Annotated in this window: 17 protein-coding genes and 2 pseudogenes; 8 read left to right on the top strand and 11 right to left on the bottom strand. The window is 70.6% G+C overall.

All coding sequences use genetic code 11. The annotated features are described in order from the left end of the window. Positions 1-88: 88 nt before the first annotated feature. Positions 89-3,205: a BTAD domain-containing putative transcriptional regulator gene (locus tag GQS09_RS00235; protein WP_165983875.1), complete on the top strand. Its 3,117-nt coding sequence runs from the start codon at positions 89-91 to the stop codon at positions 3,203-3,205. 200 nt (positions 3,206-3,405) lie between these two features. Further along, positions 3,406-4,509 carry a glycerophosphodiester phosphodiesterase gene (locus tag GQS09_RS00230; RefSeq protein WP_165983874.1) on the top strand — a complete coding sequence of 368 codons (1,104 nt, stop codon included), beginning with the start codon at positions 3,406-3,408 and terminating at the stop codon, positions 4,507-4,509. A gap of 154 nt (positions 4,510-4,663) precedes the next feature. Here the strand turns inward: GQS09_RS00230 and GQS09_RS00225 are convergent, their stop codons facing one another. The 9 genes and pseudogenes from GQS09_RS00225 to GQS09_RS30855 form a co-directional block, all read right to left on the bottom strand. Then, positions 4,664-6,073, bottom strand: a complete 1,410-nt coding sequence (locus GQS09_RS00225; RefSeq protein ID WP_207957298.1) for a cellulase family glycosylhydrolase — start codon at positions 6,071-6,073, stop codon at positions 4,664-4,666. 10 nt (positions 6,074-6,083) lie between these two features. Continuing rightward, complete coding sequence (locus GQS09_RS00220; RefSeq protein ID WP_165983912.1) at positions 6,084-6,899, bottom strand: carbohydrate ABC transporter permease; 816 nt, start codon at positions 6,897-6,899, stop codon at positions 6,084-6,086. Between the two features lie 101 nt (positions 6,900-7,000). Beyond that, the gene (locus GQS09_RS00215) at positions 7,001-8,008 is read right to left on the bottom strand and encodes a carbohydrate ABC transporter permease (RefSeq protein ID WP_399552362.1); all 1,008 of its coding nucleotides are present in this window, start codon (positions 8,006-8,008) and stop codon (positions 7,001-7,003) included. 449 nt (positions 8,009-8,457) lie between these two features. Beyond that, positions 8,458-9,738, bottom strand: a complete 1,281-nt coding sequence (locus GQS09_RS00210) for an extracellular solute-binding protein (RefSeq protein ID WP_165983873.1) — start codon at positions 9,736-9,738, stop codon at positions 8,458-8,460. 373 nt (positions 9,739-10,111) lie between these two features. Beyond that, on the bottom strand, positions 10,112-11,401 hold the full coding sequence (locus GQS09_RS00205; RefSeq protein WP_165983872.1) for an extracellular solute-binding protein: 1,290 nt from the start codon (positions 11,399-11,401) through the stop codon (positions 10,112-10,114). 580 nt (positions 11,402-11,981) lie between these two features. Next, entirely contained in the window at positions 11,982-12,230 is a 249-nt protein-coding gene (locus GQS09_RS00200) for a hypothetical protein (RefSeq protein WP_313895922.1), read from the bottom strand. A gap of 164 nt (positions 12,231-12,394) precedes the next feature. Continuing rightward, positions 12,395-13,642 (bottom strand): RICIN domain-containing protein, encoded by a 1,248-nt coding sequence (locus GQS09_RS28900; RefSeq protein WP_313895921.1) that lies wholly within the window; start codon positions 13,640-13,642, stop codon positions 12,395-12,397. A 65-nt stretch (positions 13,643-13,707) separates the two neighbouring features. Continuing rightward, positions 13,708-14,076 (bottom strand): annotated as a pseudogene (locus GQS09_RS28890) (RICIN domain-containing protein); the annotation flags it as partial. After that, positions 14,036-14,296, bottom strand: a pseudogene (locus tag GQS09_RS30855) (RICIN domain-containing protein); the annotation flags it as partial. The pseudogenes GQS09_RS30855 and GQS09_RS28890, both read right to left, overlap by 41 nt. A gap of 212 nt (positions 14,297-14,508) precedes the next feature. On the opposite strand from GQS09_RS30855, the gene GQS09_RS00185 reads away from it, so the two are divergent. The 6 genes from GQS09_RS00185 (at position 14,509) to GQS09_RS00160 (ending at position 22,396) form a co-directional block, all read left to right on the top strand. After that, entirely contained in the window at positions 14,509-16,137 is a 1,629-nt protein-coding gene (locus tag GQS09_RS00185) for a vanadium-dependent haloperoxidase (RefSeq protein ID WP_243760974.1), read from the top strand. 314 nt (positions 16,138-16,451) lie between these two features. Continuing rightward, complete coding sequence (locus tag GQS09_RS00180) at positions 16,452-16,997, top strand: IPT/TIG domain-containing protein (protein ID WP_165983870.1); 546 nt, start codon at positions 16,452-16,454, stop codon at positions 16,995-16,997. Between the two features lie 18 nt (positions 16,998-17,015). Continuing rightward, the gene (locus GQS09_RS00175) at positions 17,016-17,684 is read left to right on the top strand and encodes a hypothetical protein (RefSeq protein ID WP_165983869.1); all 669 of its coding nucleotides are present in this window, start codon (positions 17,016-17,018) and stop codon (positions 17,682-17,684) included. Continuing rightward, a complete protein-coding gene (locus tag GQS09_RS00170; RefSeq protein ID WP_165983868.1) occupies positions 17,681-18,031 on the top strand; it encodes a hypothetical protein in 351 nt (116 codons plus the stop codon). The genes GQS09_RS00175 and GQS09_RS00170 overlap by 4 nt, the downstream gene beginning before the upstream one ends. A gap of 46 nt (positions 18,032-18,077) precedes the next feature. Continuing rightward, the gene (locus GQS09_RS00165) at positions 18,078-20,831 is read left to right on the top strand and encodes a hypothetical protein (RefSeq protein WP_165983867.1); all 2,754 of its coding nucleotides are present in this window, start codon (positions 18,078-18,080) and stop codon (positions 20,829-20,831) included. Continuing rightward, the gene (locus GQS09_RS00160) at positions 20,828-22,396 is read left to right on the top strand and encodes a hypothetical protein (RefSeq protein WP_165983866.1); all 1,569 of its coding nucleotides are present in this window, start codon (positions 20,828-20,830) and stop codon (positions 22,394-22,396) included. Before GQS09_RS00165 ends, GQS09_RS00160 begins: the two co-directional genes overlap by 4 nt. Here the strand turns inward: GQS09_RS00160 and GQS09_RS00155 are convergent. Next, a complete protein-coding gene (locus GQS09_RS00155) occupies positions 22,308-22,664 on the bottom strand; it encodes a hypothetical protein (protein ID WP_165983865.1) in 357 nt (118 codons plus the stop codon). The genes GQS09_RS00160 and GQS09_RS00155 overlap by 89 nt on opposite strands. A 445-nt stretch (positions 22,665-23,109) precedes the next feature. Then, positions 23,110-23,442, bottom strand: a complete 333-nt coding sequence (locus GQS09_RS00150) for a hypothetical protein (RefSeq protein WP_165983864.1) — start codon at positions 23,440-23,442, stop codon at positions 23,110-23,112. Positions 23,443-23,572 lie beyond the last annotated feature (130 nt).

Raw genomic sequence — 23,572 nt, 5'->3', positions numbered from 1 at the left:
GCGCCTTCCCGGAGAACACGGTTGTCCGGCCCCTGCCGTCGAGGCATGCTGTCGGGACGGGACCGGAACGTTTCGGGAGGCGTCCGGGATGGTGCGGTTCGCGGTCCTGGGACCGGTGCTGACGCATGACGAGCACGGCCGGCGCATCGAACTGCGCGGCCGTACGCAGCGCTGCCTGCTGGGCCTGCTGCTCAGCCGCCCGGGCGAGGTCATCTCCCGGGAGCGGCTGGCCGAGGCGGTGGGCGCGGGGTCGGCCGGTGCCGTGCACAGCGCCGTCTCCCGGCTGCGGGGCGCACTCGGGCCCGGCGGTGCGGAGGTGATCCGCACCGAGGGCTCCGGCTATCTGGCCGAGGTGTCGCCGGAGCGGCTGGACGCGCTGCGGTTCGAGCGGCTGCTCGCCGCCGCCCGCCGGGCGGAGCGTGAGGGCGGACCGGCCCGGGCCGCGGAGGCGCTGCGGCTGCTCACCGAGGCCGAGGCGCTGTGGCACGGTGACAGCGCGTACCAGGACCTGGCGGACCTGCTGCCGCTCGGCCCGGTGACGGCCCGGCTGGACGAGCTGCGGCTGGTCGCGGCCGAGGACCGGGCCGAGCTGCTGAGGGCACTGGGCCGGCCCGCCGAGGCGGCCTCCCTGCTGGAGGCGCACCATCTGGCGCATCCGCTGCGGGAGCGGCCGATCGGCCTGCTGATGCGGGTCTGGTACGGCTTGGGCCAGCAGACCCGGGCGCTGGAGCTGTTCCGGCGACACCGGCTGCGGCTGGCCGAGGAGCTGGGCATCGACCCGGCGCCCGAGCTGTGCGCACTGGAGACGGCGATCCTCCGCCACGATCTGCCCCCGGCTCCGGCGCCGACGCCGACGCCGGAGCCGGAGCCGGTCGCCGCCCCGCCGCCGGCCGTTCCGGTGGGCATGGACATGGGCGCAGGCATGGGCGCAGGCATGGGCATCGGCGCGGCCGTATCCGCGGCCGTGTCCGCACCCGTGACCACGCCTGTGTCCGCGCCCGTGACCACGCCGCCGGCCCCGCCCGGCCCGGCACCCGGGCTGCCCGTGCCGCCCACCTCCCTGATCGGCCGGGACGAGCAGCTCGACCGGCTGACCGAACTGCTGGACGCGCACCCGCTGGTCTCCCTGGTCGGCACCGGCGGGGTGGGCAAGACCCGGCTCGCCGCGCACGCCGCACGGCTGGTGGGGCACCGCTTCCCGGACGGCGTGATCGAGTGCCGGCTCGCCGACCTGGACGGCCCGGCCGCGCTGTTCCAGGAGCTGTCCGTGGCCCTGGGCCTGCTGCCGGAGAGCGAGCGGCGGCTGGCCGACCTCGTCCCGGCCGCGCTCTGCCTCCGCAAGTCCCTGCTGGTGCTGGACAACTGCGAGCATCTGATCGAGCCGGTGGCGGAGCTGGCCGCCCGGCTGGTGCAGCAGGCCGAGCATCTGCGCATCCTGGTCACCAGCCGCGAGCCGCTCGCCGTGGAGGGCGAACAGGTGTTTCCGGTGGAGCCGCTGGGCGGGCCGGACGCGGTCGCCCTCTTCCTGGACCGGGCCCGCGCCGCCGACCCGCACTTCGGCCCCGGGCCGGGGACCGGGGAGCGCACCGCCGTGGCCGAGCTGTGCCGGCGGCTGGACGGCCTGCCGCTGGCCATCGAACTGGCGGCGGTGCGCAGCCGCGCGCTCTCACCGGCCGGAATCCTGCGGCTGCTGGACGACGGGCTGGCGGTGCTCTCCGGCCGCCGGCGCCACCCCGAGGGGCCGCGCCACCGGTCGCTGACCTCGGTCGTGGACTGGTCGTTCCGCCTCCTCACCGGTCCGGAGCGCACCCTGTTCACCCAACTTGCCGTCTTCCCGGGAAGCTTCACCCTGGACGCGGTGGCCGGGGTGACGTGCGCCCGTCCCCACCTGCTGGCCGATCTGGTGGAACAGTCCCTGGTCCGCCGTTCCGGGGCGCGCTACTCCCTGCTGGAGACGCTGCGCCAGTACGGGCGGGAGCGGCTTGCCGAACGGGACGGGCAGCTCGACGCGCTGCGCGCCCGGCACGCCGCCTGGTACACCGCGCATGCCGAGGCCCTGGTCACCAGCGCGCCACCGCCCGACGAGCACTGGGTGACCGCCCTGGAACGGGAGCTGCCGCACTTCCGCGCCGCCCAGCAGTGGTATGCGGAGTCCGGCGATCTGGACGGCCTGCTGCGGCTGCTGCGCGCCCTGCACTACTTCGGCTGCATGACGCTGCGGCCGGAGATCCTCGCCTGGGCCCGCACCGCCCTCCGGATCGCCGGATGGCCCGGCGGCGACGGCGACGGCGACGGCGGCGAGGGCGAGGGCCGGGGGCATCCGCTGCTGGGCTCGGCGATGGGCACCGCCGCGCTGGCCGCCTGGTTCGAGGGCGACATCGAGGAGGCACGGCGCCTTGCCCGCGCCGGAGCCGCCTACGCCGAACGGCACGGCGACCCCGGCGGCCGGTACGCGCACGACGTGCTGGGCGACATCGCCTGGGCCGAGGAGCGGAGCGCCGAGGCGCTGCACCACTACCGCCGGGTGCGGCAGCTCGCGGCCGAGGCGGGCGAGGCGCACGGGGTCCGGTTCAGCGACGGCTGCGTCGCTTTCGCCCTCCTGGCCACCGGCGACGAGGAGCAGGCCCGCCGCCTGTCCGACACGGTGGCGCCGCCCGCCGCCGAGCCCGACCCGGGCTCGCTGGACGCGCAGATCGTGGCCGAGCTGGTGCGCGCGGAGATCGCGCTGCGCGGCGACGCGGACCGGGACGGCGAACTGCCGGAGGAGTTCCTGCACGCCGCCCGGCTGGGGCAGCGCACCTCCAGCACCATGCTGACCATGTCCGCCTGGGTGGCGCTGGCCACGGCACAGAGCGAGTACGACGGCAGCGGCACACGGGCGGCCCGCACCTACCGCTCGCTGCTTGCCGACTGGCCCAGCCAGGGGGCGGAGCTGGCGCTGGCCATCGCGCTGCGCGGGGTGCTCGATCTGCTGGTCCGCCATGGTGTGGACGAGCCGGCGGCGGTACTGTGCGGCGCGCTGCCGCCCGCCCCGGCGTCGATCCTCTTCACCGGGGTCTCGGCCCGGGCCGAGGCGGTGGCCGGGATGCTGCGCGCCCGGCTGGGCCAGGGGCGGTTCCGGGAGCTGTGCGACCGGGGCCGGCACCTGACCCGTACCGCCGTCCTGTCCCACGCGACCGCGGCCCTCGACCGCCTGACCGGCTGAGCCGCGGCCGGCCGCCGCACGCGGGAGGGCGGCGGGACGGGGCGGGACGGGGCGGGACGGGACGGGGCGGGACGGGGCGGGGCGGAGACGTCATGTGACGGAAACCGGGCGGGCATGTGCGGGCGTCCCGCGGGCCACCGGGGCGCCGGATAGTCGGCGCCGTGTGCAGACGTTCCGTTTCCCCGCAGGGAGGGCACCGCATGCGGTACCGGGCCAGAACCACCATCCGTTCGCTCCTCGCCGTGGCGCTGGTGGCGCTGACGGTGACCGCCGGGAGCACGCAGCACCACCAGGGCGGCGGCCGGCACGACCACCACCGGCCCCACCACGGAAAGCCCCACTTCGACCTCCAGGCGCATCGCGGCGGTCTCGGCCTGGTGGTGGAATCCACCCTGGCGTCCTTCGCCCACGCGCTGGAGACCGGGGTGTCCACGCTGGAGCTGGACGTCCAGATCACCGGGGACGGCGAGGCCGTGGTCACCCACGACCGCCGGATCTCCGGCGCCAAGTGCCGGGACACCGGACCGGCCTTCGACGGCGACCCGCAGTACCCCTACGTCGGCAAGTACGTCGTCGATCTGACGCTGGCCCAGGTGCGCACCCTGGACTGCGGTTCGCAGACCCTGCCCCAGTACCCCGGGCAGCGGCCCAGCCCCGGCGCCCGGATGCCGCTGCTGTCCGAGGTCTTCGACCTGGTCAAGGACGCCCGGGCGTACGGCGTCACGCTGAACGTGGAGACCAAGGTGGAGGCGGCGGCACCGCACGAGACCGCGCCCCGCGAGCAGTTCGTGCAGGTGGTGGCCGAGGAGGTGCGGCGGGCCGGAATGCTGCGCCGGGTCACGATTCAGAGCTTCGACTGGGGCGCGCTGATGCGGATGCGCGAGGTGGAGCCCCGGCTGCCGATCGTGGCGCTGACCAACGGCCAGCCCTTCCTCCAGGCAGGGCTGCCGGGTGCCTCGCCCTGGCTGGGCGGCATCGACATCGACGACTTCGGCGGCAGCCTGGTGGCGGCCGTCTCGTCCTTCGGTGCGGACGCCGTCTCGCCGGTGCACGGCGATCCGCAGGGCGGCGCGGTCGGTGACCCGGACTACCGGCCGTATGTCACGGCCGAGCTGGTGCGCCAGGCGCACGAGGCGGGGCTGAAGGTGATCCCGTGGACCGTGAACGACCCGGCCACCATGCACAAGCTGATCGACGACGGCGTGGACGGGATCATCACGGACTATCCGGACCGGCTGCGGCAGGTCATGGCCGAGCGCGGGCTGAAGCTTCCCCGGGCGTACCGGACGCCGCACCACCGCTGAGCACCGCCGCTGCGCAGCAGGGCGGGCACCGCGGCGGAGGACCGGGACTCCGGGAACGGCGGAGCCCGGCGGGCCCGCCCCGGGCGGCCGGTCGGCCGCGGGGGCGGGTCCGCCGGGCTGGGCCGGTACGGACGGACGGCGGTCAGGACGGCGGTCAGGACGGCGCGGAGCCGCCCAGGTTCTCCGCCAGGAGGTCCAGCAGCGGCTGCCGCCGCACACAGTTGCCCAGGGCGAAGGAGTCCGCCAGGGCCAGCAGCTCCGGCTCGTCCAGCCCGCGGAACAGCTCGGCGTACTCGGGCAGCAGCGCCTGCGCGATCAGGACGTGCCGGATCAGGTCGTCGGTCTGGTAGCGCCCGCCCCACGGGTAGGCGAACCAGTCCGGCGCCTCGGTCTCGATCAGCCGGTGCAGCGGCTCCAGCGCGTCCGCCGACTCCTCCATCGTGGAGCCCCAGCGGTCCGCGCCCAGCCGCTTCTTCTTGGCGATGAACGGGCCGAAGCGGTCCAGGTACGGGCCCGCCGGGTCCGGGCTGACCAGCCCCTGGAGGCCGACGTCCTTGTACGTCCACAGCGACCAGCCGGCCTGGTGCTCGTCGTAGAGCGCAAGCTGGTCGCGCAGGATCTGGTACCGCTGCGCGTCCTTCTCCGGATCGCCGGTGTACACCGGGCCGAACTCGCCGACCCACAGCGGCGTGCCGGTCTCCCGCTGGAAGCGGGTGCGCTTGTCGAAGGCGGCCCGCAGATGGCCGGCGTCCACCCACTCACCGCGCGTGTACCCCGGGTACGGGCCGCCGTGCGCGAAGCCGGCCAGCGCGTAGTCGTGGCAGACGAACACGGTGTTCTCGTAGACCTCGCGGAAGACCGAGAAGTCCGTGGAGTAGGTGTTGCCGTCCAGGAACAGCACGTGGTGCGGGTCGATCGCGCGCACCGCCTTGACCAGGCGGTCGTAGAACGGGCCGATGGCCTCGCCGGTCGGGTCGGCGGGCTCGTTGATGGGGTTGTAGCCGCCGACCCACGGGTTGTCCTTGTAGCGGTCGGCCATGACCTCCCACAGCTTGACCACCCGGTCCTGGAAGTGCCGGTGCAGCCAGAAGGAGGCCACATGGGTCGGGTTGTCGGAGTGCCAGTGCTGGTTCTGCGCGCCGGGCAGGGCGTGCAGGTCGATCACGCTGTAGATGCCGTGCTCGCCCAGCAGCGCGATCACCCGGTCGAGCTGTGCGAAGCCCTCCTCGATGATCTCGAAGGGCCGCAGGTCCGACTCGAAGTGCCGGTAGTTGACGGGGATGCGCACGCAGTTGGTGCCCAGGGCGGCGAGCAGCGCCGCGTCCTCCTCGGTGAAGAAGGAGGTGAGCAGCCGGTCGAAGAACAGGGCCGCGCGGTCCGGGCCGATCACGGAGGTCACCGCCTGGCGCATCCCCGCCTCGGTGGAGGGATAGCCGGTGATGAAGTTCTCCATGTTCATCCAGCCGCCCAGCCCGACGCCGCGCAGCCGGACGGTGTTGCCCTCGCCGTCGGTCAGGCGGCTGCCGGAGACCCGCAGCATCGGTGCGGAGGTGTGTGCCGTCACGGTCGTCCTCTCATCCCTTGGTGGCGCCGGCGGTGAGACCGCTGGCCAGGTGGCGTTCGGCGATGGCGAAGAATCCGAGCGCGGGCAGCATGGCGAGCACCAGGTAGGCCAGGACCTTGGCGGTGTCGGACGCGTACTGCCCCTGGAACTGCTGAACGCCCAGCGGCAGCGTCCACCAGCTGGGGTCGGTGAAGACGACCAGCGGAAGGAAGTAGTTGTTCCAGCTCACCACGAGCGCCAGCACCGAGACGGTGGCCAGCGCCGGGCGGGACATCGGCATCAGGATGCGCCAGAAGAAGCCGGCCGGGGAGCAGCCGTCCAGGATGGCCGCCTCCTCCACCTCGTGCGGGACCTCCCGGAAGAAGCCGCGCAGGATGATGATGGTGATCGGCAGGCCGAAGGCGGCCTGGGGCAGGATCACGCCCAGCGGGTTGTCCAGCAGTCCCATCTCGCGCAGCAGCACGAACAGCGGCAGGATCGCGACCGCCGGCGGGAACATCAGGCCGATGGTGAAGAGGGTGAAGAAGCCCTCCCGCATGCGGAACGCGAAGCGGGCCAGGACAAAGGCCACCATCGCGCCGGCGATCACGGTGATCACGGTGGTGCCGAGAGCGACCAGCGTGCTGTTGAACAGCTGCCGCCAGAAGTCGCCGGCGGTCAGCACGTCGGTGTAGTTCTCCGGGTGCCACGGGTCCGGCAGGCCGAAGGCGTTGTCGGCGAGCTGGGTGGTGTCCTTGAAGCCGCCGATGACGGCGAACAGCAGCGGGATCAGCACCAGCGCGACCAGGGTCAGTGCCAGGGCGTGCAGGGAGAGCCCGGCGAGCACCGGGCGGCGCCGGACGTTGCCGGAGCCGCGGCGGGCCTTGGCCGGCCGGGAGCCGCCCGTCTTGGAGACGACGGCGTCGGCGGTCTTGTCGGTGCGGGCAGTCACTTCCTGCCTCCCATGGTGGTCAGGGCGCCCGCGGTGTCACGGCGCAGAACGAACCGCTGGTACAGCAGCGCGAACACCAGGCTGATCATGAAGATCGCGACGGAGAAGGCGCTGGCGTAGCCGATCTGGTAGCGCTGGAAGCCGTAGTCGAACATGGTCACGGCCAGCGTCTCGGAGGAGTGCACCGGGCCGCCCCGGGTGAGAATCCACACCAGGTCGAACAGCTGGATGGTGCCGATCACGGAGAGGAAGGCGCTGATGCGGATGGTGGGGGCGAGCAGCGGCAGGGTGATGTGCCGGAACTGCTGCCAGCCGCTGGCGCCGTCCAGCGAGGCCGCCTCGTACAGCTCGGTGGGGATGGACTGCCGGCCGGCCAGGTAGAGGATGGTGTGGAAGCCGAAGAACCGCCAGGTGATCACCACGAACAGGGCGATCATCACGGTGTCGGGCTCGGCCAGCCACGCCTTCTGCCAGGACTCCAGGCCCACGCTGCCCAGGATCTGGTTGAACAGGCCGTCCCGCGGCGACAGGATCAGGCTGAACAGCACACCGGTGATGACCTCGGAGATCACGTACGGGGCGAAGAACAGCACCCGGTACAGGGCCCGGCCGCGCATGCGCTGGTTGAGCAGCAGCGCCAGGCTCATCGCCATCGGGAGCTGGATGCAGAGCGAGAGCACCACCAGCAGCCCGCCGCGCCGCAGGTCCCCGCTGAACAGCGGGTCCTCGAACATCCGGGTGAAGTTGTCGAACCCGATGAAGTCGGTGGGGAGGCCGCCGAAGCCGTTCCACTTGAACCAGCTGAAGTACACCGCCAGGGCGACCGGCACGAGGACCAGCAGGGTGTAGATGAGCAGCGCGGGTGCCATGAAGAGGGCTATGGTGCCGCGGCGCCGGCTGCGGACGCGCGCGGGGGAACCCGTGGACGTGCGGGTCTTCCGCACGCGGGCGTCTCCCCCGCCCGCGGCGGACGGCCGCTCGCCGGTCATCACCGGAGGTGTCATGTCTCGTCGCTCCGATTCGGTACGGAAAGGTGTGCGGCCGGGGGTTCGGCCGGGCCCGCGTTCGGTGTCGCGGACGGTGTCGCACTGGGCGGCACCGCGCTGTGCCGTCGCGACCTGAGGTGTATGTGATCGTGCATGGGTCTGACCGGTCGGATGCGCCGGACGGGGATCGTGCTGTCGGGTGGATGCAGATTCGGTTCTGCTGTGCCGCTGGGGCTGTGCGGTTCGGGGGATGCGGTTGTGTCGTTCAATTGTGCGATGCGGTTGTCCGATTCAGTTGTTTGATCCAGTTGGGCGATTCAGTTGGGCGATTCAGTTGGGCGATTCAGTTGGGCGATTCAGCGGGCGATTCAGTTGCGGTGCGCGCTCCCCGGAGGGCGGGAGCGGAGGAAAGGCCGCGCCGGACGGGACCGGCTCTCCTTGGTGTCCGGCGCGGCCGTCTGTGGACCTCAGCCCTCGGTCTGCGCGGTGATCGAGATGGCTTCGGTGACCTCCTCCGGTGTCGCCTCGCCGGCCAGCAGCTCCGCGACACTGTCATTGACCTGGCCGCCCACCGCGGGCGGGAATGCCTGGTCGAGGTAGAGCTGGAATCCGGTCGCCTCGGAGAGTGACTGGGCGACCATCCGCAGGTTGTCGTCCTGCACCATGTCCACGGCGTCGACCAGGGCCGGCAGGCCCGCGCCCGACTCCACGAACTTGGCGTGCTGCTCCCGCTCCGAGATGAAGAGGAGGAAGTTCACGGCCTCCCGGGGGGAGTCCGCGGCGAGCGCGAAGCCGTTGCCGCCGCCGAACGCCTCGTTGATGTTGCCCTCGCCGCCCTCGACCGACGGGAAGGGGAAGAAGCCCAGGTCCTCCCCGATGCCGCCGCCGGAGTCCGCCTGGACCGACGGCGCCCACTGGCCCATCAGCTCCATGGCGGCCTTGCCGGAGCCCATCAGGGCGGCCTGGCCGTCCGCGGTGGAGTACTCGGCGCCCATGAAGCCCTCCTGGAAGGGCTCCAGCTCGGCCAGCTCCTGCAGCTTCTCGCCGGCCTTGACGAAACCGGGCGCGGAGAAGTCCTGGCTGGTGGCGGCGGACTGGAGCATGTCCAGGCCGCCGATCCGCATGGCCAGGTAGGACCAGTAGAAGTGGCCCGGCCACTTCTCCTTGCCCGCCAGGGCGATCGGGATGATCCCGGCGTCCTTCAGCGTCTGCACCGTCTCCAGGAACTCCTCCCAGGTGGCGGGCGGCTCCTCGATGCCCGCCTCGGCGAAGAGCGCCTTGTTGTACCAGAAACCCACCATGCCGGCGTCGATGGGGATGCCGTAGACATTCCCGTGGATCTTGTACGGCGTGATCGCGGCGGTGGTGAAGGAGTCCAGCGCCGGTGCGCCGACCACGCTCAGATCGCGGACCAGCCCGGCGTCCACCTGCTGGGCCAGCACGCCGCCGCCCCAGGTGGAGAAGATGTCCGGCAGGTCACCGGCCGCGGTCTGGGTGGTCATCTTGGACTTGAACGCCTCGTTCTCCAGGGCGGTCATCTTGATGTCCACCCCGGGGTTCTCGGCCTCGAACTCCTTGGCCCACTGCTCGTAGATGGTCTTGTTCGGCTCAGTGGTCCCGATGTGCCACCACTCGATGGTGACCTCACCGTCGTCGCCGGACGAGCCCACGCCGCACGCGCTCAGGAGTAGTGAGGAAGTGGCGGCCACGGCCGCCACGGCCATCAGACCCCGCCGACGCAACGACATGCTCGTGCCCCTTTGCACTCGTTCAAAACTTTTCGGCCATAATCCGAATTTTTCGTAGGCGCACCCTAAGAAGCCTCCTGCCGGTCGTCAACGTTCCGGCCTCAACCCCCGTGAATCGAGGCCGAAAAGACTCGCTTCCCTCATCGAAGGCGCATTCGACGAGCACGGAACCTCTCAGGAACCTCCCGGGAACCGGGGGCCTCCCCGGCCCTCGGCTCTCCCTTTCGGATCGGACCGATCGCCACCGGCCGCCCGGTCCCGCCCGGGGCGTCCGGCGCACGGCACGCGCCGGACGCCCCGCCCGGCGCGGTCACCACTGCGGGGGGCAAGTGGGTGGTGACGGTGACCGCGCCGGACGGGACCGAGCGGAATCTCAGCCCTCGGCCTGGGCAGTGGCCGTGATGGCCTCGGTGACCTGCTCCGGCGACGCGTTGCCGCCGAGCAGCTCGGCCACGCTGTCGTTGACCTGGCCGCCGACCGCCGGGGCGTACGCCTGGTCGAGGTAGAGCTGGAAGCCGGTGGCGGTGGAAACCGTCTCGGCCACGACCTTCAGGTTGGCGTCCTGGACCAGGTCCACGGAGTCCTGCAGGACCGGCAGGCCGGCACCGGACTCGGCGAACTCGGCCTGCTGCTCACGCTCGGAGATGAAGGCCAGGAAGTCCACGGCCTCGTCCGGGGCGTCCGCGGCCACGGCGAAGCCGTTGCCGCCGCCCAGCACCTCGGTGGCGGAACCGGCGCCGCCCTCGACCGACGGGAAGGGGAAGAAGCCCAGGTCGTCACCGATGCCGCCGCCGGCGTCGGCCTCCACGGACGGGGCCCACTGGCCCATCAGCTCCATGGCGGCCTTGCCGGAGCCCACCAGGGCGGCCTGGCCGTCCGGGGTGGAGTAGTCGGCGCCCATGAAGCCCTCCTGGAAGGGCTCCAGGTCGGCCAGCTCCTGCAGCTTCTCACCGGCCTGGACGAAACCGTCGGCGGTGAAGTCGTTGCTCTCCGCGGCGTCCTGCAGCATCTGCAGACCGCCCATGCGCATGGCCAGGTAGGTCCAGTAGAAGTGGCCCGGCCACTTCTCCTTGCCCGCCAGGGCGATCGGGGTGATGTCCGCGTCCTTCAGCTTCTGCACCGCGTCCAGGAACTCGGTCCAGGTGGCCGGCGGGGTGTCGATGCCTGCCTCGGCGAACAGCGCCTTGTTGTACCAGAAGCCGACCATGCCGGCGTCGATGGGCAGACCGTAGGTCTTGCCGTCGATCTGGTAGGCCGACAGTGCGGCGTCGGTCATGGTGTTGATGGTGTCAGCGGCGGGCTCGCTCAGGTCCTTGACCAGACCTGCTTCCACCTGCTGGGCCAGCACGCCGCCGCCCCAGGTGGAGAAGATGTCCGGCAGGTCGCCCGCGGCGAGCTGCGTGGTCATCTTCGACTTGAATGCCTCGTTCTCCATCTCGGTGATCTTGATCTTGACACCGGGATTGGCGGCTTCATAGGCCTTCGCCCAGTCCGCGTAGAGGGTCTTGTTGGGCTCGGCGGTACCGATGTGCCACCACTCAACCGTCACTTTACCGTCTGCGGACTTGCCCCCGGAGTCGTCTCCTCCGCACGCGCTCAGCACTAGCGCGGAGGCCGCCGCAGAGGCAGCCAGGCCCATCAGACTTCGCCGACGCAACGACATGGTCGTGCCCCTTTGCACTCAGATCAAAAAGTTTCGGCGGGTTGCCGAATGTTTCGTAGGCGCACCCTAGGGAGACGCTGTCTCAGACGTCAACGGATCGGACCGAAGAAGCTTCGATTGAGGCCGAACCGCGATCTAGGCCCACCGAAATCTTTCGGAGTCGAACATGCCCGAACGTTTCCGTTCGCCGCCTTCGCCCTGATGTGCCCCATGGGGTACCCTCGGATGATTTGACGTGGGCCGATGCCCCGCTCCCGCATCCTCGGGCCGGCGGGATCACGCGCTCGGTACCGACCCTCCTCTCATGGGCCAGATGGTCACAGGCACCACAGCCAGTATCACTCGCCCCGCGGTGGAACGATCGATTCCGGCCATTGCGGCCGATCGCCGAAACTTCCCTCCGGATTGATTACCGGCAGGTAGTCAAGGGGGCGGCCGGCGCACCTCTCCCCCACGGCCCGTGGGCCGCCGCCGTGCCCGCCCGGCCCCGGCATCCGGGGGCCGGCACCCGGAGTCCGGGGTCCGGGCATCCGGGGCCGGGCATCCGGGGGTCCCGGTGAGAAATCTCACCCCGCCCGGCCTACATCTCCATGCGGCCGCAGACGGAACTGGAGCACACCCAGAACGGACCCTGCCCGTCCCGGTGGCGCCACATCGTGCCGCGGCACCGGGGACACCCCCGGGTCGCGATGCCGTCGGCGCTCATCAGCGGCGGATCGGGAGTGCTCTCCGCGTACTGCCTGATCAGTCGGCGCTCTTCCGGGTCGTCACCGGCCATCCGAAGGAGGACGTGCAGCCTCGGCCGCGCCTCGTCGGCGAAGTGTGGCACGTCTCCACGATAACCAGCCCAGGGCGATGGTGTGATCACTCCTGGCTACTACAAACGTTCCTGCGTACAGATGTGCCCGGCCGGGGCGCGGCGCCCTGCGGCGTGACGCGCGCCCCGGCCGGGCGGTCGGGAATGAGCGGGCGGCTCAGCCGCTCATCCGGCTGCTAGGAGCAGGTGTTCCTGGACGTGTTGTTCAGGGTGAGGTTGCGGTAGACGACATTCGTGCCGCAGGGGCTCTCGCGCAGCGACGTATTGTTGAACGTCAGGTTCTGCACGGTGATGTCCCGGTTGCCCGGGAACTCGCTCCGTGCCGCGAGACGGAACTCCCCGCCGCCCGAGATGGTGCCGCTCTGGGCGGCGATCGTCACGTTGTAGCAGTTCTCGATCAGGACCGAGTTGTTGCCGGTGTTGGTCAGCGTCACCCGGTCGATGACGGCGCCGCCGCTCTCCGAGACGCAGAACACCCCGCGTCCGCCGCCGCGGGCGATCACCTCGCCCACCCGGATGTTGGTCGGGTAGCTGCTGCCGACCCGCCCGTTCCGGTTGGCCATCCGGAACGCGGCGTAGCCGGTCCCGGTGCCGGCGTTCTCCGCGTCCACCTTCTGCACCGTGGCGTTGATGGTGTCGTTCAGCAGCAGACCGGAGTAGGCGGTGTTGCGCGCGGTGACCGTGCCGATGGTCAGGCCGTCCACGCCGTAGGTCTCCACCCCGTGGTTGCCGGTGCCCGAGACGTACACGTTGTCGATCCGGACATTGGTGGTCCGGACGTTGCGGTTGGAGTGATTGTCGATCCGGATGCCCAGACCGCCGGAGAGCCGCAGGTCGATCTGGCCGAGGTGCAGCCCGCTGACGTTCCGGGCGAAGATGCCGAAGTAGGGGGCGCCGGTGATGTTGACGTACGGCACCGCCACATTGGTCACGTTCTGTGCCCGGATCGGTGCGTGGTTCGACCCGGTGGAGCCGGTGACGTTGATGGTGCCGCACACCTCCACCGAGGTGTGGCTGGGCAGGTCCAGCGAGGCGTTGGCGGGCACGTTGCCGGAACCGCGCACCACCACCCGCTGCATCGAGGTGCGGCCGGGGGTGAGGCTGTTCACGGCGGCGCGCATGGCGGAGAGCATGTCGGACCCGCTGTAGCCGGGCGCGGACCAGGTGGAGCCGTTCTTCACGGCCTCTGCCTGGTAGCTGCCCGAGCCGCAGCCGCCGCCCGAGCCGCCGCCCGTGGTGCCGCCGCCCGACCCGCCGCTCGACCCGCCGCCGTCCACCGGGACCAGGCGGAACTGCTGGTTGGTGCCGCCGGTGTCGTCGTACTGGGAGATCCGGGCGCCGTCCGCGGTGGACCACTCCCACACGTCCAGGGCCTTGCCGCTGAAGCGGTTGATGAAGCGGTAGTAGCCGTCGCCGGTCTCCACGGCGCGGNGGCGCCGTCCGCGGTGGACCACTCCCACACGTCCAGGGCCTTGCCGCTGAAGCGGTTGATGAAGCGGTAGTAGCCGTCGCCGGTCTCCACGGCGCGGAACTGCTGGTTGGTGCCGCCCAGGTCGTCCCACTGCACGATCTGGGCGCCGTTGTCGGCGTTCCACTCGTACACGTCCAGCACCTTGCCGGAGTGCCGGGCCTGGATGCGGTAGTAGCCGTCCCCGGAGGAGACGAAGCGGAACTGCTGGTGCGTACCGCCGGTGTTGCTGTACTGGATGAGCCCGGCGCCGTTGTCCGTGCTCCGGTTGGAGACGTCCAGCACCTTCCCGGAGTTCCGGTTCTCCAGGTAGTACCAGGTGCCGGTGCTCGGCTGCGCCTGGCTGGTNGCGGAACTGCTGGTGCGTACCGCCGGTGTTGCTGTACTGGATGAGCCCGGCGCCGTTGTCCGTGCTCCGGTTGGAGACGTCCAGCACCTTCCCGGAGTTCCGGTTCTCCAGGTAGTACCAGGTGCCGGTGCTCGGCTGCGCCTGGCTGGTCGTGACGGTCAGGAGGCTGAGCAGGAGGCCCGCGACGGCTGCCAGCGCGACAGCGGCCCAGCCGCGCGTGCCGAACCTCCAGCCGCGTCGTCCACGCGGTGGTGAGGTCATGACGGAGTCGTCCTTGTCTTGAGTGGGGGCGGAAGAACGTGATCGTGCGTCATGTGCGGCCATGAAAGCGCTTCCACGGCGATTTTGAAACGTATCAATGTGACATGGCGCCGTCAATGCTCTCGACAGCCACTCCCTCAACCCGCCGAAGCCAGGGGAGCATATGTTCTATAGGTGAATATTGCACCCATTGGCCGGATGACCATGCTGTCATGACATGTGACCAGTGCATGCTCATGGCCGCAGGGAGGGGACAGCGGGTGGCCACCACCACGGACACAGGAACCGCCGCCGGGCCCGGCGGTCCGAACCGCCGCGGGGTACTCCGCGGTCTGCTCGGCGCGGCCGGGGCAGCAGCCGCCGGACTCGGCACCGCGCCGGCCGCCCACGCGGCGGGCCCGCCCGTCGACGGCGGCCGGGAATGCGCCCCGCCGGAGGACTTCGACCTCGACCACGGGAACGCGGTGCGCGACCTCTTCGCCTCCCGCGGCGCCGCCTGCCAGGAGCAGGCGACCGCCCCCATGGACGCGCCCCTGGTGGTCCGCCTGACCCATCTGATGCAGAGCGCCTGGTTCGACGCCATCGCGCCGTACCACCCCACCGCCGTCGGCGTCCACTCCCGGCTCGGCCGCCGCCCGGCCGGGGAACGCGTCACGAACCGCGCGCGGAACATCGCCCTCCTCTACGCCGCCCACCGGGTGCACACCGCCGTGCTGCCGCAGCCCGACGACTTCACGAGCGGCCTGCTGACCGCGCTCGGCCTGGACCCCGAGGACCGCCGGGAGGACACCGGCACCCCCGTCGGCATCGGCAATCTCGCCGGCCGCGCCGTGGTGGAGAGCCGCCTGCGGGACGGCATGAACCAGACCGGCGACGAGGGCGGGCGCCGCTACCACCCCATGCCCTACGCCGACTACCTCGGGTACCGCCCGGTCAACACCGCCTATGAGGTCAGCGACCCGTCCCGCTGGCAGCCGGCCCTCGGGCCGCACCGGCGCCGCCTGAGCGACGGGCCCTCGGACCTCGGCGCGTTCCTCGTCCAGCAGTTCTCCGTGCCGCAGTGGGGCGTGACCCGGCCGTACGCCATCGGCGACCCGGGGCGGTTCCGCGTCCCGCCCCCGCGCGACAGCGACCACCGCAGGACCGAGGCGTACCGGCGCCAGGCCGACGAGGTACTGGCGGCCTCGGCGGCGCTCACGGACGAGCAGAAGCTCATCGCCGAGACCTTCGACAACAAGTTCCTCGGCATCGGCCGTCCGGTCTTCGCCGCGGCCGAGCACCACCGCCTGGACCTCGACGGCTGGGTGCAGCTCTGCCTGTGCGCCTCCACAGCCACCTTCGACGCCGGCATCGTGGTGTGGCAGGAGAAACGGCGGTACGACGCGGTCCGCCCGTTCACCGCGGTGCGGCACCTGTACGGCGACCGGCCGGTCACCGCCTGGGGCGGCCCGGGCCGGGGGACGGTCACCGACATCCCCGGCAGCCGGTGGCAGAGCTATCTGAAGGTGGCCGACCACCCGGAGTACCCCTCCGCCTCCACCACCCTCTGCGCCGCGCAGGCCCAGGCCGCGCGCCGCTTCCTCGGCTCCGACGCGCTGGGCTACGTCCGCACCGTGCCGCGCGGCGGATCGCTGGTGGAGCCGGGCGTGACCCCGGCCCGCGATCTGGAACTGCGCTGGGACACCTGGGAGCAGGCCACCCGGCACTGCGGGCTGAGCCGGATCTGGGGCGGCGTGCACTTCCGCTCCGCCATCGAGGCCTCCTGGGAGCTCGGCCCCGGCATCGGTGATCTCGCCCACGACTTCGTCCGGCGCCACATCACCGGCGAAGCCGCCGCCTGACGCCCGCCCGGTCCGGGACCCGCGGGACACGCGGAAGGCGCGGAAGGCGCGGAAGGCGGCCTCGCAGGCCCGCCGCCGGGTCAGGCTCACCGCGCGGCCGGCCCTGTCCAGAGCAGCGCGTCCGGGCCCGCGCCGGAACTCCGCGGCACACGCAGAATCGTTATTCCAGCCTGTCCCACTGCTCCAATTCCGTGAAATCCGGCCTGTCGCTTGGCACCGGCCATGCACCATACCTAGCCTGCTGCGCAGAAATTTTTCCACCTGAAATTTGGTTCACTCTTCCATCAAATCAGGAATGCGCACCGGGAGGTATTTTGGAGATCACAAGCTTCGACCCGACAAGCGGCTCCGTAAATACAGCCGTAACCCTGTCGCTCAGCGACATGCCATCCGATTCCGCTTCGGACAACACATCCGTGTACCTCAACGGCTTGAGCACCGTCACGGTCAACACCGTGGATCCACAGGCGGGCACCGTGGGGATCACCATCGGACCGAACTCGCAGAGCGGCGAGTTCGTGGTCGTCGTGCAGAGCCCCAGTCAGGGCACGGTCAGCGCGCAGAGCGCGGACAACTTCACCGTGGGAGCGCAGCCGGAGGAGCCCCAGATCGAGTCCATGCGCCCGAATCCGGTATCGGTGTCCCAGCAACTGGCTCTCACCGGACGCAATCTCCAGTCGGTGAAATCGGTCTTCATCGGCGTCACCCGCATCTACAACATTCAGGTCAGCAGCACCATGATCCGGCTGACCGTTCCCGGTTCCGTGCAGGCCGGCAAGAAATACCGGGTAGCAGGCCAGACGGACAAATACGGCAAGGTGTACGCCCCCGGAATGCTTTCCGTCACCAGCGGGTCCTGACCGCAGGAAGGAGCGACAATGACTGTTCCCCCGGACTCCGTCATCAGCGCGTGGCAGAACATGCAGGACTGGGTGGAGAACCAGCTGCCGGGCCTGGCGCAGGCGGCCAAGGTGCCGGACGACAACCAGGATGTCGGCGACATCGGCGCGTGCGATGCCCTCAACCAGGGCCGCGGCGGCAGCAGCGGAACATGGGAGAGCGACGGAGACGCCCACCTCCAGCTCAGCTCGCTGCGCATCGCCTCGCTGAGCCAGGTGAGCATCCAGACGGCGACCGCGGTGGACGATTCCACCGTGCAGCTTCCGTTCGGCTTCTCCTGCCTGGAGGTCGACGGCAATTACTGGTACGGCGAGCCGTGCGCCTACTACGACTGGGGAAAGAAATCCACCACGGGCACCGCGGACGGCCAGGGCACGATCACCCAGGCGATCGACAACAGTTCGCTCTACTACGTGGCCAAGCTGAGCGACACGGTCACCCTGGACAGCGTCACGGTGAACGGCACGCCCCGGGTCAACATGACCCCGGACACCGGCGGGATGCCCTCCTGGATCGCCGCGCTGGTCGAATTCCTCTCCACCGGCACACAGCTGGAGAGGGTGCGGACCAACATGCAGAACACCTTTCTCCGGGCGGACTTCGCCACCACCATGCTCACGCTGCTCAAGCAGAAGATCGGGGGATGACCATGTCCCAGGAGCTCAACGGCACTTTCGAACTGACCCTGCGGGCACCCGCCGGGGATGTCCCCTTCGGCACCTTCACCGTGGAGAACGGAAGGGTCGCGGGCACCGGCCGCCACAACATCACCTACCGCGGTACCTGCCGGTCCACGGGCAGCGGCGTGTACGTCAAGGTGCGGGCCACCGTGCCGCACCGGACGCCCATCGGCAACGGACTGTACACCCAGGGCGAATCCACTCGTGACCTCGAATTCCACCTCCGGCCGGAGCACCTGAGCGGCAACCGGACCACATCCCTCTGGCTGCACGGCTTCGGCATGGCCGATGTGTCCTTCGAGCCCCGGTCCTGACCCCCGCCCCGCCTCGCCACCCGTACCGGAGTATCGGAGCCACGCCATGCAGGGCGATCAGCCCCCCAACCCTCTCCAGCTCGGCCAGACCCTCTACGAAGTCCTCGACCTCACCATCCTGGGTACACCGAAAGGGGCGGGCGCGGCCCGCTACAACCGGGTCACCTACAACAGCCAGGGCGGGACCACGGCCGATCCGCTCGACACCGTGCCGCAGGACACCGTCCTGGATCTCACGGCCGACACGGATGTGCAGGCGGCCGTGCAGAAGGTCCACCTGCTCACCAAGACCGAGCTGTGGATGATCGGCAGCTCCGGCGACAAGGCCACCAGCCAGACATTCTCGGTCGACGGCGCGGGGCTTACCCATGTGGTGGGCATCGATCCGCAGCAGACCGGGACCACGGCACACCTGCAGCTGCTGGGCAGTGATTCCTCCGGGGTCTTCCTGCGGAGCATGGACTGCGCCTCGGGGAACCTGACCGAACCGCTGCGGCTGAGCGCCATCGAGGGGAAGCCGGCCGGCGCCGTGCTGGTACGCCGCCAGCGGGAGGCACACGTCGTCGTCGCCGCTGTCTCCGGTCAACAGCTCACGCTCTACGATCTCGGCCAGGGCGTGCTCGGGCCCGACCCGAAGGTGCCTTCCACGATTCCCTCCGTGGCCCTCGGCACCATCTGCGACGGCGGGGTGGTCAGCATGACCGCCGCCTCGCTGCTCGACAGCACCGCCGACCAGCAGGTCGCCGTGGTCCGGCCGGACAGCGACAGCAAGGCGCAGCTGGCGGTGGCGGGCTGGCAGACCAACGGCACGTGGGTCTCGCTGGCAACGGCGACACCGGATCTCACGTTCGCGAAGCCAGACAAGAGCGACAATCCGGTGTTCCGGCTGGCCGCCGGTGATGTCATCGCCGGCGGCGTCCAGCAGCTCGTCCTGGGATACGCCGCCACCTTCACGGACTCGGCGGACTCCGTCACCTACTCGGGGTGCGCGGCGCTGATGCTGTACGAGCTCCGGGCGGCGAAGGACGGGAACTCGCCTTCTCTGCAGTTCTGCGACCACTATGTGGCTTCCCGCTACGACGGCGCGGACCCGCTGGCACTGGCCTCGGTTGATCTGCACCTGGCGGCGGGCCTCTTCGGCGAGGTCCTGACGGAGCACCGGACCGACACGCCCGGATCCGGTGACGCAGAGGGTGTCCTGGGAGTGGTGGTGATCGGCTGCGGGGCCGGCATGAAGGAGATCATCGAGGGAAAGGCGCCCATCACCGCCGGTCTGGTCCCTGTCGACCGCAATCACAAGACATTCCCCCCGTACTCCGGCAAACCCGGCACCCTGCAGCAGCCCTCGGTCCTGATGACGCTGGACTACCGGGCGACCGGATTCGCCGCGGTGCCCAGCGACACAACCGGCCGCAGCGTCGTCCTCGGCCCTCCCACAGCCTCCACGACGAGCAGGGAGAGCGCGGGCGGCCAGCTGCTCGCCGTCATCAAGTCACCGCCCTACGAGAAGGCGAAAACCTCGACGGTGCCCTCCCTGGTGTACGGCACGAGCACAACCGTCACCACGGGCACCACGGTCTCGTGCAACAAACAGTGGATGTTCACCAACGACACCGGCCAGTCGCTCGGTGTCCAGCAGCAGACCCTGCAGGACAACGTGAGCCACGCGTACGGATACGGCTTCGACAAGACGAAGGACAGCTCCACCGCCACATCCGTGCACGTGATGTCGCAGACCACCAACAACGACATGATCGCCGTCTACGGGATGGACTACTACGTCTGGACCTATCCGGTCTACCGCAAGTCCTGCAATCAGGGAAAACCGGACGGGACCATGGCGGTCCTGTTCCCCGCCTCACCGGCCCCCGAACAGCAGCTTTCACCGGCGGCGGGCTCCCCCTGGATGGGCTACGTGCCGCGCTCCGCCCCCGGAGTCCTGCTGAGCTACGTCGACACCCGGCGGGACGGCTACGACCCCCAGCGGCTGCTGTTCAGCCTCGAGTCCTATCCCGTGTCCGAGGAGACCGGCCAGACCACGGTCGTCTACGACAAGACGTCGATGAACCACGAGACCCTCAACAAGAGCTACACCGTGCACAACACCGCTTCCACCAGCAAGCATTTCGCGGTGGGCACGACGCTGCTCCAATATGTGCCGATCAATTTCGGCCTAAACCTCACCGAAACGGACAGCTACTCCCAGACGACGGTGAACACCACGGCCGTCACCACCAACACCGACCTCACGGTCACCATCCAGTCGGGAGCCGTCTCCAGCTCCGACTTCGACTACCAGGTGACGCCCTACATCTACTACCACTCCGCCCTGGGCTGCGTCATGGTGGACTACGACGTCCAGCTGAGCGGCAAGGGCTGGGACGGGTACTACAAGACCCCACAGCCGCTGCTGATCCCGCTGCAGCCGTCCGCCCAGGACCCCCTGCTCAAGGGGTTCAGCCGTTCCCTCTCCTTCACCGACACCACCGACGGCACCATCGTCTCCGTGGAGATCTTCAACAACGGGCTCCAGCAGATCGACGACGTGTTCTGCGAGTTCTACCGGGGCCTGCCGAAGAGGAGCGGCAACACGCTGGTTCCGGACGGCCCGGTGGTGGCCGAGAAACACCTCAGTCCGCTCGCCGCGCTGGCCCGCGGCACGGTGGAGCTCACCATGGCTCTGAAGGAGAAGGACGTGGTGACGGTCAAGGTCTACGCCAAGGGCCTGGCCCCCCTTGGACAGGTCTGCTGGGCCATCTACCCGGCCTCTGCCTACGCGGACTGGAAACCGCCGGCATGAACGCCGCCATGACCCCGGTCGCCACACGACAGGTGCGGTACGGGCACGCCACCGGGGCCGGCGGCCGGTCCGTCTCCCCGCTGCCCGCCGGGCTCTCCCCGGCCGCCGCCGGCACCGTCCTGCGCACCCGCCGCTTCGGCCAGGACCTGTACGTCACCCGGGCAGCCGAACGCGCCGTCTCCGTCCTGTGGGAGTCGCTGCCCGAGCCGCCCGGCACCACCCGGCTCGGCCTGGTGCTGGCCACCGACCGAGGCGACCAGCATGCGTTGCTGCGCCGGATGCCCGAGTTCGCCTCCTGCATGCGCGCGGGCGGCAGGGCGTCCGCCGACCTCTTCCGGGCGATCGCCTACTTTCCCACGGGCCGAGTGACCAGGAGCGTCGCCCAGCGGCTCCGGGCCCGCGGCCCCGTCGCCACGGTCCCGGCCGGCGGGACGGATGCCCGGCGGCTGGCCGGTGTCTGGCTGGCGGCCGGCCGGGCCGACCACGTCGTCACGGTCACCGCCGAGCTGACGGGCGACCACGAGGCGACCGCCACGGCGACGCTGTGGCACGGAACCGGGCATTCCCGGACGGGAGGACCGGCGGACCCGGGTTCGGAGGACTTCGCACTCGCGGTGCCCGCCGGGACCGTCCGGCCGCACCACGGCGACGGTGTCTCCTGGAGCGGACTCGTCCAGGAGGCGCTGGCACGGCTCGCCCCGGCGGCCGTCCCGGGGCGGCGCAGCACGCTGGTGCTCACCTCCATGCTCGCCGACGCAGGCGAAACCGCTTTTGCCGGGGTCGTGCCTCGCGACCCCGGCCCTTCCCTGCCGGGCACGGTCCGCTCCCTGACGTCCCGGATGCGCTTCGACGAGACCTTCGTCCTCGTCGGATCGTCCGGCGGCGGCATGACGGCACTCGCCCTGGCCCAGGACCTGCTGGCGCTGGGGCGGACCGACGAGGTCGTGGTGTGCGGTGCCGACCTCGTGCACGGGGCCCTTGCCCATGCGCTCGGGGTGCTGCGCTGCCCCGACCTGCCGCACATGCGCGGTGACGCCACCGCGCTGCGGTTCCGGCCCGCCGGGCCGGAGGACACCGGCCGCCCCATCGTGCGCACGTGCGCACTCCTCAGCCCGCAGGTACCGGACTCACCGAACCGGGCGATGGAGCTGACCGGGTTCCCGGTCCGCCGGGGGACCGCTCCCCGCCCGGCGCATGTGGCACTCAGCGGCCTGAACGCGGTGGATCTGGCGGGCGCCGAACGCCTGGCGGCCCACATGTGGCCGGGCGTACCGGTCCGGCCGCGCGGTGACGTCCGCAGTGTCGGAGCGGACGTGCTGCGCCGTGTGATGCGGGCCGCCGAGGGGCAACCTGGTGACCTGCCGATGGCGGTCGCCGGCGTGCACTCCCTGGGCGGCAGCGGCTACTGCCTTGTCGCACGCCATGAGCGGGCGCCCGGACGGTCTTCCGCCCGGACGCCCGTGGGATGGCGACGAGTCAGCCGCGGCCGATCAGGAAGGCCACGGCCCCCACCCGCTCCGGCGGCTCGTACTCGCGGAACTCGTCCGGGCGGAGAGGCGGCATGAGCGCCAGCTCGCCGCTGCACGGATTGCTCTGCTGCCGGTCCGCGCGGAAGAGCACGACGGTCACCTCGGTACGGTTCAGGGCTGCCTGGGTGACGAACGGCCGCTCCAGGGGGACGCACCCCGGGCCCTGCTCGACGACCATGGCGCCGTCGGGACCGCGCAGGTAGACGCCGGGTGGCGGCTGGGCGGTGGCGGAGCCGGCCGACAGGGCCAGAAGGGTGGCAGCGAAGGCCGCCGCCACCGCGGAACGCAGAACACGGCTACTCATGCTGGGATTCCTCTCTGAGGGGACTGCCCGCCCGGAACGGGCCGGCGTGACGGAACATCAGCATGTTTGCAAAAAAGAACAACCTCGGCACCGGAGCGCAGTGGCAGTTCACGCGCTACCACGATCATCTGACTACTACCGCCCCGCACCGCAGATCATCACTGGTAACGAAGAGATGTCCGTGCCGCGTGATGCCGAGCAGACCCGCGGGCAGCGCTCCTCCCCACCCCTGACCTGCACCCCGCAGTCACGGAGCATTGCAATCGTGAATCATCATTCCAGCTTTCACTCCCCGGTATGCGGCCTGCGGCCCGAGGCCGCCCGGGACATCCGGCGCACGCGGCGTGCCGCTGCCGGGCCGTAGATCACCGCACCGCAGGCCGCGCAGACCAGGACCTGCCCACGCTCGGCCAGTTCACCGGTGTGCGGACACGCCTCCCTCCGCTCACCGGCCGGTGGGGCGGTCATGCTCCCGGCCACCGTCCCGCTGCACCGCCGGCCGGCCGGCCGGCATTCCGGACATCAGCGCCCGGGCGAGCTTGTCCGCGTGCTCCACGGACAGCGGACCGACGCTCACCACCAGCCGCCCGTTGACCCCGCCCAGCCGCACCGCCCGCTCCGGCAGGCCCAGCAGGCCGAACACATCCCGCAGAGAGTCCCGCGCCGCCCGCCCGGCCGCCGCCCGCCGGTCCGTCGTGAACACCCCGGCGTACGCCGCCCACGACTCCTCGCCCGCCGCCGCAGCCGTGCTCTCCTCGCCGCCCTCGCCACGTGCCATGCCTGTACCACCTGTACGTCTGTGCGCTCCGTGTTGCCTTGGTTACCAGGTTCAACGCCCGGGAAGGGCTCCGTACAGGCCAATCCCGTGACCAACGCATGCCCGGGGACGGCCGGTTGAAAGGACCTGC

This window comes from Streptomyces sp. YIM 98790 (assembly GCF_011421595.1).
Taxonomy (GTDB): Bacteria; Actinomycetota; Actinomycetes; order Streptomycetales; family Streptomycetaceae; genus Streptomyces.
This window is presented reverse-complemented; position numbering and strand designations above follow the sequence as displayed.